General features: G+C 43.7%; 10 protein-coding genes and 1 tRNA gene. 10 read left to right on the top strand and 1 reads right to left on the bottom strand.

Annotated elements, in window-relative coordinates; translation table 11 throughout:
• Positions 1 to 840 precede the first annotated feature (840 nt).
• Positions 841 to 921 (top strand) — tRNA-Leu (locus tag Q7S57_06170).
• A 978-nt stretch (positions 922 to 1,899) separates the two neighbouring features.
• A complete protein-coding gene (locus tag Q7S57_06165; GenBank protein ID MDO8512828.1) occupies positions 1,900 to 2,391 on the top strand; it encodes a hypothetical protein in 492 nt (163 codons plus the stop codon).
• Positions 2,392 to 2,452: 61 nt separating this feature from the next.
• Here the strand turns inward: Q7S57_06165 and Q7S57_06160 are convergent, their stop codons facing one another.
• Entirely contained in the window at positions 2,453 to 3,364 is a 912-nt protein-coding gene (locus tag Q7S57_06160) for a hypothetical protein (protein ID MDO8512827.1), read from the bottom strand.
• A 153-nt stretch (positions 3,365 to 3,517) separates the two neighbouring features.
• Here Q7S57_06160 and Q7S57_06155 point away from each other — a divergent pair, with 153 nt between their 5' ends.
• From Q7S57_06155 to Q7S57_06120, 8 genes are all read left to right on the top strand, one after another.
• On the top strand, positions 3,518 to 3,850 hold the full coding sequence (locus Q7S57_06155) for a hypothetical protein (protein MDO8512826.1): 333 nt from the start codon (positions 3,518 to 3,520) through the stop codon (positions 3,848 to 3,850).
• Between the two features lie 285 nt (positions 3,851 to 4,135).
• On the top strand, positions 4,136 to 4,405 hold the full coding sequence (gene rpsO / locus Q7S57_06150) for a 30S ribosomal protein S15 (protein ID MDO8512825.1): 270 nt from the start codon (positions 4,136 to 4,138) through the stop codon (positions 4,403 to 4,405).
• Between the two features lie 403 nt (positions 4,406 to 4,808).
• Positions 4,809 to 6,920, top strand: coding sequence for a polyribonucleotide nucleotidyltransferase (locus Q7S57_06145; protein ID MDO8512824.1), 2,112 nt, complete (start codon positions 4,809 to 4,811; stop codon positions 6,918 to 6,920).
• 35 nt (positions 6,921 to 6,955) lie between these two features.
• Entirely contained in the window at positions 6,956 to 8,704 is a 1,749-nt protein-coding gene (locus Q7S57_06140; protein ID MDO8512823.1) for a hypothetical protein, read from the top strand.
• Between the two features lie 200 nt (positions 8,705 to 8,904).
• Complete coding sequence (locus tag Q7S57_06135) at positions 8,905 to 9,771, top strand: hypothetical protein (GenBank protein ID MDO8512822.1); 867 nt, start codon at positions 8,905 to 8,907, stop codon at positions 9,769 to 9,771.
• 1,714 nt (positions 9,772 to 11,485) lie between these two features.
• Positions 11,486 to 11,842 carry a TraR/DksA C4-type zinc finger protein gene (locus tag Q7S57_06130; protein MDO8512821.1) on the top strand — a complete coding sequence of 119 codons (357 nt, stop codon included), beginning with the start codon at positions 11,486 to 11,488 and terminating at the stop codon, positions 11,840 to 11,842.
• Between the two features lie 20 nt (positions 11,843 to 11,862).
• Positions 11,863 to 12,336 carry a signal peptidase II gene (locus tag Q7S57_06125; GenBank protein MDO8512820.1) on the top strand — a complete coding sequence of 158 codons (474 nt, stop codon included), beginning with the start codon at positions 11,863 to 11,865 and terminating at the stop codon, positions 12,334 to 12,336.
• Between the two features lie 137 nt (positions 12,337 to 12,473).
• Positions 12,474 to 12,719, top strand: coding sequence for a GlsB/YeaQ/YmgE family stress response membrane protein (locus tag Q7S57_06120; GenBank protein ID MDO8512819.1), 246 nt, complete (start codon positions 12,474 to 12,476; stop codon positions 12,717 to 12,719).
• Positions 12,720 to 12,777 lie beyond the last annotated feature (58 nt).

The raw sequence follows: 12,777 nt of genomic DNA, 5'->3' as shown, positions 1-12,777 counted from the left end.
TAGCGCACGGAAAAAAAGAAGCTCGACCCACCCGGCGTTCACCACGAACGCCTTTTTTTTGTTTTCTTTCGCGAAAGAAAACAAAAAAAAGGCGTTCGTGGTGAACGCCGGGTGGGTCGAGCTTCTTTTTTTCCGTGCGCTACGGCTCGTAGTAGTGCACGCGGGTTGGTGGGGGTGGAACCGGTTGTCCGCACGTTGGGCAGAGCCAGACTCCATATTCTTCAGACCAAACCTGCGTGGTCCCATGAACGCAGCGTGGAGGCGCGGAATAATACCGCTGGGACAGGACGCTATCCACAATGGATGTGGCCAGTCCAACTCCGTATCCGCCGTAGCTGTAACCGCCATAACCGCCGTGAAAGTGGTTGGTATTGTACGGCCTGGCGTACGATCTTACCGGCGGGTAATGCGGTCGGGGAGCCGGAACGTAGTGAGGTTGACGGTACGAGTAGGTCTGCGGTCGTGGCGTGTTGACATGCACACTGGGTCGCGGAGCGTGATGAACCATAACGCGTGGTGCAACGCGTGGTGCGTTCATGTGAACACTGCTATGGTTCATGCTTGGCCGATGGGCACTCCGTGGCGCATTGAAATGTGCGCCACCGCCGTGGTGTCCTCCTCCGCCGTGTCTGTGGCCGTGTCCGCCACCGTGTTGGGCCGCGAACATCTCCGTATTGAAACCGAAAAATAGAACCAACAGGACACAGATCTTGGTCATGATTAACTCCTTCTGAGTTTGACCGTTGGGTGAAAAAGGACTCGTTACGTGCTCTTTTTTTAGCATATATTATTTATCTTGTCAATAATTTAATTTAAGGGCACAATTTGGTTATCGTTTAAGGGCACGTGGCGGAATGGTATACGCGCATGGCTTAGGACCATGTGACGCAAGTCGTGAGAGTTCGAGTCTCTCCGTGCCCACTTAATATAAAATATCCGGCCGCGAGCCGGATGTTTTATATTACTGATATTTTCACATTAGCTTAATGTTTATTGCCCCCAATTATGGCTAATATAAGCTCGTAATAGGCACAAAAAAGTTAAGTTAATGTGAAAATATCAGTAGTAGGGCACGAGGAAGCCAACTGCTTGGCTTCCGTGAGAGACTCGAAACGCGCAGCGATGTTTTTGTTTGCCCCAACGGGGCAAGGCAAAAACCGCGAGCGGGGGTCGCGAAAAATTTCCGTCAGGAAATTTATTCGTGACCGAGTCTCTCCGTGCTAAAAAACATCAGACCGAAGGTCTGATGTTTTTTATTGGTAGGGCACGAGGAAGCCAACTGCTTGGCTTCCGTGAGAGACTCGAACGGAAATCGATGTTTCGCTTAAGCGAAACCGATTTCCGGTGGCCAGAAACTTGAAAATCATTTCAAGTTTCGAGGCCGAGTCTCTCGAGATTTGTTTCGCTTTGCGAAACCATACAATGTACACAAAATGACCAAACATCCAGTTTGGTCATTTTGCACAAGAATCGAAGAACTCTCGAAATGAGTTTTGCTTAGCAAAACAATTATTAATGTACACAAACATGATTTTTACGGAACGTAAAAACGTGTTTGCACAAAGATTGAAGAACTCTGGCGTGCGGGTTATTTGCAATAAACCGCACGGCAGAGCAAGAGAATTTGCGACAAGAGACGCAAATTTTCGGAGCATCTTCTATATCACAACACAACTGCTTGGCTTCCGCGAGTGAATCACCATTTTTTGAATGTGCACGTGTCTTTTTTGGTATGGAAAAGCGGACGAAAGGGCGAGAAATTCTTATCAAATCTGGTATACTCTCTTTTATGATACCCACCGAGGAAATTTTAGAAACAATGAAAGCACTCAGCATTTCGTTTGTTTGTCGGAGTGATACGGAAGAAGATTATTAAAACAGGAAAAACCGATCGTCAACATGGAAAATAACTTTGACTTTCTCCGCTACATAGTTACTAGATTGCAACAAGCGGGTATTGCGTGCGTAATCTTCGGTGGTTGGGCTGAAGAATTAACAGGTGCAATTGCACCTCGACAACACAGCGACATAGATATTCTGTATATAAGCGATAGTTTCAAGAAAGTTGACGTATTTATAAAAAAACAGATCGATATAACAGAAATACCAGCGAAACACTTTCCTCATAAACGCGCCTTTCTGTGTCATGAGATTATGATCGAGATATTGCTGGTGTTTGAAAGAGATAATCGACTGTTTACAAACTTTTGGAATGAATACGAGCTTGAATGGCCAGGTATACCCACCACACCCATCGATTACCTAAAAAAACCCAATCTATATGCGTGTAAGCCCGAGGTTGTTGCTTTTTATCGTCAGCATTGGGCACGTATCGCCGAGGTACGAGCGAAATATGTGCCCGCATCCTCCGAGTTTAGCTCGGGGTGTTGACATCCGCAAAATACAATATATGGTATAGATCGGGTTTGTACTTCGCTTAGCTTCCGCCCCTTTATACCGCTTCCGCTTTGGATAAAGAGTCCAAGGGCACGCCGGTCAGTTTTGATTTTTGATATACGTTAAGGTATTCGCCTGCAACGGTTTCCCAGCTAAATAGATTAGTTGTGAATTTTTGGAGAGACTTTGCTTTCGCGCGGTATTGCGAATAATTCCTTTTTAATTCTTTAATTGCGTTTTCAACCGCAAGTGGGGAAGCAAAGGGAATATATAACGCATTATTGCGGAAAATGTCTCTGCTGTGTTCGGTATCAAACGTGACGATTGGTAAACCCAACAATGCAATTTTTCTTAGCGTTCCGGTATCCAAGTTAGTTTTTAACAAGAAGAGCGCGGCCACATTTTGCATCGTGGTAAATGAGTCATCGGAATCAATTTCGTTTTCAGAAATTGCGCAAAATTTCACGCGTTTGGATTTATAACGTCGTGTGATGTTATTGGTACGTTTTTGATCGGCAATCAGGCCAAGGCGCGTGAAATTTTTCTTTCCTTGTCTTAAAAATTTCTTTGAAAGTGTGGCACCAAGTGGAACATAGGTGGGAAGGCGTCCATATTTTCGATAAATTTCATACTGCAATGTCTTTTCTGAAGTTACTATTTGGTCCGCAAATTTTATCCCGATGTAGTAACCGAGACCCTTCGTTCGTTCGGATCCATACAATGAAAAGACGATAGACGAGTTTCGGCGCAAAATTTGGAACAACGGAATGAGTAGGGCGGAATGGAGATCGTGAAAATCATAAACATCCGCATTGGTTGTAAACAGGGAGACAAGTGTCGAAAAAAAACCACCCGGTTGCAGTGAAGCATCGTTTTCGCGTTTTCGATATTGCCACAAAAGTTGCAAAGCAACCTCTTGCTCTTGGGCTGTGGGACGAGGATTTGTGATTAAAAGTATCTTTGCCATGACAGAGCAAGATAGCAGAAGGGGGGAGGTTTCGTCAACGCGCACTTTAGGGATGATCCTTAAAGTGGACAACTATTGAATACTGTGTTACCTTGAACCTGCGAAAAATTGTTTGGTGTTGTTTTTTGTTCCTTTGGTTTGTGGGAGAATGTCATGGATAATGAAGACAAAGAAAGAGAATTGCTTCGTTTGTGGACGCAAACAATACAGCCCTTGTTGGTGGAAACAACTGGGGCGCAGTTTCCTGAACACAACGAACTGGTAAAGATTTCCGAGGTGATTGATCGTGAGGCTAGTCTTGAGCTCTTTTTTGACCGGATGAGCGAAACTGTGGTGGACGGATTTCGCATTCGGGTGATTGGAGATAGGTCTCCCCGTTTGTTTGGTTCATTTATCGCAAGGGTTACGGACGGAGTTCAAACAGTAGGAACCATTGGGGCCTCCTTTTTTGGGGAAAAGATAAGGGTCGACTTAACCCCTTTGTAGTTTGACTGTTAGTCGAAGTCACCAACCGCGGATACGTCCCGCGGTTTTTTCTACTGGTTTCGGCCGATGGGGATTTTTTTTGATGTAAGTCTTTGCGAGCCATCGCCCGAGGCGAGGCAGACCCTGCGAGGGTTACCGATAAAGCAATCTTCCGTATTTGGCAAGTGAGGGGATTGCCGCGCCTCGACAATTTTAACAATTGTCGATGGCTCGCAATGACGATGCCGTGCTAGGCATCGTCGGTTGCAGAAAAAACACTCTTATGTTACCCTATAAACCATACATATGAGCAAAGTCGATTCTGAAAAACCGAAGATTATTCAAAAGTTTCGTATTCATGAGACGGACACCGGTTCACCGGAGGTTCAAATTGCCATTTTCACGGAAAAAATCGTGGAATTGACCGAACATTTGAAGACGCACAAGAAAGATCAACACTCTCGTCGTGGTCTTTTGGGAATGGTAAGCAAGCGCAAGCGTTTGTTAACCTATTTACAGCGTGAAGATTTGCCGCGCTATACGCAAATCGTCAAAAAACTCAAGCTTAAAGGATAAGAGGGAGCACAATAGTTGTGGTTCAGGAAATAAGATATTGTGTTCACCTATCCGTCAGCTGTGTAAGTTGGTTCCCAAATTTTCAATTATCAATTTCCAATTTTCAATCAATTGTCCAATGATTCAATAACCAAAAACCGCGACGATGTTTATTGAAAATTGGGGAATTGCTTGCCGGCCGAAGCTTTAGCGAAGGCTGGAACATTAATTGAAAATTGATCATTGAAAATTGAAAATTAGCGTTGCGTTCTCTCATTATTATTTCGATCGGCAATTAGAGCGCCCAACTTCTTAGACGGTCTTCATACACACATGGTTTGCGGGAAAATCCTCAATAAACCTTGTTGCATGATGATCGGTTAAATAAATTGGTAAAACCGGCGAAAACAGAAAGGTCTAAATTATGGCGGAAGCCAAATCAAACGAGTTTAAAAAAACCATCGGTGGTGAAGAGTTTGTATTAACAATCGGCGAATTAGCGCCACAAGCCGACGCATCGGTGACCTGTCAAATTGGCGGGACTTTTGTGTTGGCAACAGTGGTAATGTCGGGCGAATGTCGTCCGGGGGTGGATTATATGCCACTTTTGGTGGAATACGAAGAAAAATATTATGCCGCCGGTAAAATAAAGGGCAGTCGTTTTGTAAAACGTGAAGGGCGTCCAACAGATACGGCAGTAACAACCAGTCGGATGATTGATCGCGCTTTGCGTCCACTGTTTCCCGATAATATGTTAAACGACGTGCAAGTGGTCACGACTGTCTTGTCTTATGATGGGGAACACCAACCGGACGTTCCGGCGATGATTGCCGCCAGTACCGCGTTGACTATTTCTCGTACACCGTGGGCCGGTCCACTCGCGATGGTGCGCGTTGGTAAAATCGACGGTCAATTTGTGATCAACCCAAAAGTCGCTGATATCGTAAAGAGTGAATTGGATTTGATTGTTTCGGGCAATAAGGATGAGGTAGTGATGATTGAAGCCGAAGGCAAGGAAGTGGCCGAGGATACTTTATTTGAGGCAATCAAAGTGGGGCAGAAAGAAGTTTCCGCAATTGCCGAATTGATTTTGGACATTCAAAAACAATTTGGCGTCCAGAAGAGTGACTATATTAAATCGGATGTTCCGGCGGAATTAGTGGCGCGTATTAAGGAAGTCGCCCAAAAATCAGCCGAAGAGATTTTTGAAAAAGGCGGTCGAAAGTTGGACATCGAAAAAGGATATTCGGAACTAACGGCGAAAGTTGTCGCTGAATTGGGTCTTAAAGACAAAGATGTTTCTTTTGCCAAAAAAGCGATTCGAGAAATTTATCGCGATATCACGCGTGAGAAAATTTTGAACGAAGGGAAGCGGATGAACAGTCGTGGTTTGGATGAAGTGCGTAAAATTACAGCACGTCTTGGTATCGTCCCGCGAACCCACGGCTCGGCTTTGTTTGAACGTGGTGAAACACAAGTATTGACCACAATCACGCTTGGTTCTCCCGGCGACGCGATGTTGCTCGACACAATGACGGACAATGATTTTGAGAAACGCTATATGCATTTCTACAATTTTCCGGGCTTTTCCGTGCATGAAGTGCGTCCAAATCGTGGTCCCGGTCGTCGTGATATCGGTCACGGTGCTTTGGCAGAAAAGGCTGTTTCGGGGCTCATTCCTGACAAGGAAAAATTTGGTTACTCAATTATGGCCGTTTCTGAAGTGCTTTCATCGAACGGTTCTAGCTCGATGGGTTCTACTTGTGGTAGCTCGCTGGCCTTGATGGACGCGGGTGTACCGATTCCTTCCACGATTGCCGGAATTGCAATGGGTTTGGTTACTGATGAGAAATCTCAAGGTCGCAAGTCTGTTGTGCTAACCGATATTGCCGGAATGGAAGACGAAGGTTGTGATATGGACTTCAAAGTGGCCGGCACGAAAAAGGGTGTCACGGCGGTGCAGGTGGATATCAAAACCCACGGAATTTCGATGGATGTGATTGAACAGGCGATCAAGGGTGCTAAAACGGCGCGCTTGAGCATTATGGAAACGATGGAGGCAGTGATTAAAGAAGCGCGTAAAGAAATGTCGCCATTTGCACCACGTTTAATTACGATTCGCATCAACCCGGAAAAGATTGGTGATTTAATTGGTCCAAAAGGCAAGAATATCAATAAGATTATTGAAGAAACCGGTGTCCAAATCGATGTTGAAGATGACGGTTTGGTGACCATTACCGCCAAAGATCCGGTCGGTATGGAAAAAGCCAAAGTATGGGTGGAAAACCTGACGCACGAAGTAAAAGCCGGCGAACGTTTCGATGGTCGCGTCACTCGTTTGATGAATTTTGGCGCTTTTGTGGAAGTTTTGCCGGGCATTGAAGGGATGGTGCACATTTCCGAATTGGCGGATCAACGCGTGAACCGTGTGGAAGATGTCGTGAAGGTTGGCGATAGAATTGCAGTCGTTGTAATCGAGATTGATGATAAGGGCCGGATTAACCTTTCGCATAAACGCGCAAAAAAGGTAGAATAAAGGGTAGGGGATAATCCCCGTTGAAATTAAATCAAATGAACCAACAACAAAACCAACAACCACAAAACAATGAATTGCAAAAGAAAGCAGAGGATGCGCTCTCTGCTACTTTTGTGATGCCGGTTATTAGGACAATGGCTGATGATTTGTTGGAAGTAAGTAAGGGAGTTTCGGTTCCTGTTACGGCAGAGGCGCCTGTTGTCGTGGTAAAGACGGTGCAACAACCAACAGTGTCTGTAATGCCTGTAGTAAGGCAGACGTCTACGGCGCAAAAACCACCGGTTTCGCGTCCGGCAGTATTTCCAATTCCTAGTGTAACGCCAAAACCAATCGTTGGTAACACGGTGGCGATGCCAAGTGTCACTACTCAAGCCGATAAAAAGTCGTTTTTTGTGAGTATGCTTTTGGGTGGAGGGACGGCAGTAATAATCGCAGCCGTAATTTTTGCGGTTTATATTTTTTGGCCAAAGAAAACCAGCACAATCGCGGATAAAATTCCGGCAGAAACTATTGCATTCGTTAGTATCAAACGCGGTTCAGGGGCATTGGAAAATGTCGTTTTACCAAAAATTCTTGCCAGTATGGGGTTGGATAGCAACGCTCTTGGCACTAAGTGGAGTGATCTGGTATACGTGGTTATTCCCGGAAGCACGTCATCCGAACCTGTTAGTTTTCTTATGACAGATGACGCGAGCTCTATTAGTCTTGGTGAAAATTCAAATTTTGTTTTGAAAAATCTCGCCAATGGTAACGGAGCGATTGTCGATGCAAAAGAGGCGGGTCGTTTGGATGGATTAAGCGGTAAGAGTTTGGGTGATAATGGCGATTTTCGCGCTTTGTCATCTAAATTACCGGCAAGTCCTGAATATATTTATCTCGGCCCGGGAGAAAGCGCCTCTATGTTGTCAGTTTTTTCTCTTTTGACTAAAGAACAAAGTCCCGCTTATCTTTTTGCGGTCGCACCCTCTACGGAAGGTGGAAAAACCTTTTCTTTAATGGGTACAAACGGCAGTAATGAAAATTTCGTAAAAAATCAGATTTCGTGGGAGACGCCTATAAAAGCAATTCCTGCTTCGATTATCGCGTTGGCCGGTCACGGGAGCTTGTCTGCCAGCGCGGAACAGTGGCGTCAAGTTCAATCAAATAATCCGCAAATGCAAGGTTTCCTTAATGCTTTAACCGCGCAAGTTAAAACAAGTGACGCGCTAAAAGCGAATCTTGCCGACAATTTTGTGGTTGGAACATTGGCGAATACGACGCCGATTCCTGATGGGATAGCGGTTTTACCATTAAAAGACGGGACTTCCGCCTTGGTTAAAGAGCAAGTGTCCACCTTGTTTAAGGTGAAAATATCCGTCTTGGTTAAAGAGCAAATGTCCAGTCTTGAAGACGCATTGAAACTTTTGGGTCCACTAATTGGCGGGGCGCCATATTCGGACGTTGTATTTGAAGACAACATTTACAAAGATGTCGCTATTCGGTATGTAAACTTTGGCGACCCCAGCCGTTCTCTTGATTATGCCATTGTCGATTCATTGCTTTTGGTTTCTACGTCAAAAACCAGTATGGAACAGATGATTGATGCCTATAAAGGAGACGCGGAAAACTTTGCAAACAACTTTGCACTGCAAAGCACCGGTCAAGCCGATTGGCAATATATGCGTTTGGATGAAAATACCGTAGGTCGTTTGCCGACGGCTTTAAAAACAATGCTCTCCGGTTTTACCTCAACCTATTTTGAACCAATCAAGACGGGAGTTTTCACGGGTAATATCGCGTACTGACGAGGGGGTAGGGGATGAAAAAATTAGGGATTTTCCTTTCGCAGGAGAATCCCTAATTTTTTATAGTTGCTTTGTTTGAAGAAGAGCGAGGGGAGATTCAGATTTGTATATGGTATTTGGTATATAGTATATGGATTTATAAAGTTTATTCGCACATAAAAGTTGTGTGGGTTTATGAGTTGAGTTGAAAGTTGATCTTTATGAGCTTTGACGGAGCAATCTCCCGTCGTTTGTCATTCCTGCCGAAAGCAGGAATCCGTGTCGCTCTTGTGCTACGACGTTCGTGTTCAATAAGTAGCACCCCGTATTTGCCTTCAATCGCGCACTGCGACCAATGGCGAACTACGCCATTGGTCTCGCTCAATCGCTTTTTGTTGCGACAAAAAGTCTCAAAGGCGCTTGAAAGCAAATACGGGGTGCTTGGTTCTAGTTACCATCGTGAAAACAGGGAAAAAATCGCACTGCATACGCATTGTCTTTTCACGATGTTGTGGTACTATGAGGATCGGTATTTCTTGACGGATAGTCCTTTGTTTTGGAGAGACATTATGGGTAGTCATGTCGGAATGATAATGGTCTATTTGGATAGCAAGGATTCGTTGGCCTTGCGTTACTTGATGGAGAACGACCACGGAATGCGGCACGACCAGGCTACTGATGCCCTAGAAGCCGTTGGTAGTGTTGTTTCTACTTCGATCGGAAAACTTTGGGATGCCCTTGATAATCTTGAGTTATTCATGAAGCATCAGGGTGTCGCCGTTGTACAGCGTGATTCAAACGGTTCAGATCGGGAGTTTGATTGGAACACTGTCTGTGATCGACCAGAGTATGACGAAGGACATGTTGCAGACACCAATATTCTAGTTAGTTTCAATGACTTTCTTCTTCTGGAGGCATCATTGCGACGCGCGATTAGGTTTATTACTCCCGATCGTATTCCAAGTCGTGAAGAAATGTTGCGCATCGCAATTCGACTCAGGGCGGCCACCCTACGGCGTTGGCACAAAAGGGAAGAAATTGGGGAGTTTGGTATTCGTACTCCCAATGGGCTCTTGCCGCTTTTTTGACAGATGATGAGTGTCCAAGTATTAATCAAGATTGTACGGGGACAACCCTGTTGGTGTGATCTCAAAATATTATTCACCCGGGCGATGCGTCGTCGAGGGTGTTTTTTTATGTAAAAAATTAGCAAATATAATTTGTATGAATGTTGACTAAAGTAGGGAAGGGGGCGAACGCAAAAAGTAAACAAAGAATCGCGTAGGGGCAATTCATGAATTGCCCTAAATAGATTACGTAAAACAAAAATTGATTTATTGGAATTAAATAAATCAGAAATGTCTTTTTATTGTTCGTCGCTGGCGGCAATAATTGGGGATTGCTTCGCCCGCGCACCACAAGGGTGCGGGGCTCGCAAAGACGGGTGGTGATTTTAAAGTTGGACCTTAATGCGCCAAATAATTTCGCAATAGTAAGTATTATAGTAGGTTACGAAAAAATGATATGGTATGAACACTATCGTTGTACAGTCAGAACACATATAGTGTTCAGTAGTTAAATATGAGCACGAAATGGCTTCAAATTACACTTAAATATGAGAATAATTACGCGCAAAATACGTGTCGAAAATTTGTATTAATAACGCGAAATATTGATCAAGATATTACTTAATTACTAATCAATACGAGTAAAAATGTGATATGTATTTGAAATATTATTCGATAAAATCCACCCCTCCCCACCCTCCCTTGAATCCCACGTCACACAAGGTTATGTGGGACACTGAAAGGGAGGGAATTGCGACGCTTTTACCTCGATGCGGAGTACTCATACTACTTTTTGAAGGAGTTATGGATTCGCGATTTGGAGTGGTGGTTTGGGATATTTGTGGTAATGATATTATTCATGATCGCTCTTTTGTTTCCTGCTTGTGGCAGGAATGACATTATTACGGGGTATTACTTTGGCCGGTAGGCGCAGACAAATTTTTCTATTTAACTTAAAAACATCACATATACCTGATGTGAAAATGATCTTCATACACCCATATACTACACACCAAATACCATACACAAATATTGATCCCACAAAGCCCAGTCATAATGGGCACATTACTTAATATATGTCGCTTAATGCCTAGTTATTTTGCCTTGTGGATAAAGTGGGGAGGCGATGTAATAAAGTTTCTAATCATAGCCATTGATTTCCGGAAGCAAATATATATTTCGCGTGCTTAGTTAAGCCAAAATATATATTTTTTAACGTATTCTTGACGAGACGTGTTTTTTCTGCTATGATAAATGGGTAGTTAGTAATTTGTTCATTCGAAATTGACTTAAATCCATCGGTCGAAGGTGTTAATAGAATTGGAGTCACCTTTCGACCACTAATCTCCCCCTATTAGTGGTCGTAAGGTGTCTCTGAACAAAGTGATGTGCACGCATCCATCAAAAAAACAAAAACAAACACCTCGAAAAGATTGCACTTTTGATCTTTGGAGGAGATAGGTAGGAAAAAGAGTTTTTGGGAGATTAATCTTTTTCTTCACCGGAAGATCGGAGTCACCGACTTGCTCAATCGTGCAGAAGAGTGAGTGAAATCGTTCAAGGCGTCATGAAGTCATGGCCTGCGCCAACTCTTGTACAAAAAGAATTTTGTCCAGAAGCTGGCGCACGCTGTGCAGATACCTTGGACTCAAAGCCCTAGTAGGCACATATTTATTTATTGGCCGTTATCTAGGGCTTTTCCATATCTATTAATTTTATTTATTATAAAAAACAAATGACTCTCGCCAAAGAATTTATTGCCGGTCAGAAAGAAAAATTGTTAGCTGAAAAAATATTGTTGGAATCGGAACTAAATAAAATTTCCACCAAGGATAATAATTTGGAAGGGAACTTTGACGCTAACTTTCCGGATTACGGCAGATCGCCGGAAGATAACGCGACAGAGGGAGAAGAATATTCTTCAAGGGTGGGAATTGAAAATTCACTCGAGCTAAAATTGCAGGATGTTAATCTGGCTCTGAATAATATTATTGAAAATAAATACGGCGTGTGCAACAAGTGTGGCGCGGAGTTGGAACAAGAAAGACTTGCGGTGATGCCGTCGGCGATGCGTTGCGTCACGTGTAAGTAATTTTTTGGGATTATATTTTGATGTCGGTAAAATCAAGGTATTCAAAATACTTTGGTTTTGTTTTGGGTGTCATAATTTTAGACGTCGCAATAAAGTATGCCGTGGAAAGATATTTGGTGCGCGAGTTCGCGCTTGGTTTTTTTAGAATTGGTAATTATCAAAATCCGCAGGGGCTTTTTGGGCTGGTGGGTATTACTGAAATAATTTTAATCAGCATAATTGTGTTTGGGGCGATCGCGTTTTTAATTTGGAAATCTGAAAATGAGCGAGAGCGTGTTTCGTTGTTTTTAATTATCTCTGGAGGAGCCCTTAATTTATTTGAGAGAATTACAATGGGTTTTGTAAAAGATAATTTCGCGATTGGTAATTTGGGATATTTTAATTTCGCAGATGTGGTAATTGGGGTGGGGATTCTTTTAATGTTGTTTGAATTAATAAAGAAGCGAAAAGGTCGGACTTCCAAAGAGAGGTCCGACCTTCATTGGCGGACGTAATATTGACGACCAATCAAGGTCGGACCTTTTCGCAAAGTCCGACCTTTTGTGATGTTTCTCACTTCGCGGTTTTTAAATCCGTTGTATGTTCTTCTTGTTAAGTAAATATCATTTTAAGAAGAAAGGAGGGGGGAAGTATGGGATTAATTACTTGGATAATTTTAGGAGCTCTCGCCGGGTGGGCGACGGCTACGATTACAAAAAGTAATACCGGTGCTACCTGGGACATTGTTTTAGGTGTGACGGGCGCGTTGGTGGGCGGGTTTATGATGACGCTATTCGGACAATCCGGTATTGTTGGCTTTAATGTTTACAGCATTATTGTTGCAATAATGGGCGCGGTAATTGTGGTATACGTCGGAAGAATGTTGCGCAGTGCGTAATGTTGTTAATTTAATTGCGGAGATTGCCCGCTCTTCAGAGCGAGGCTCGCCCAGATGG

The organism is bacterium (genome assembly GCA_030647555.1).
Taxonomy (GTDB): Bacteria; Patescibacteriota; Andersenbacteria; order UBA10190; family CAIZMI01; genus CAIZMI01.
The sequence above is the reverse complement of the archived record's forward strand: the minus strand, read 5'-3'. Positions and strand labels throughout refer to the sequence as shown.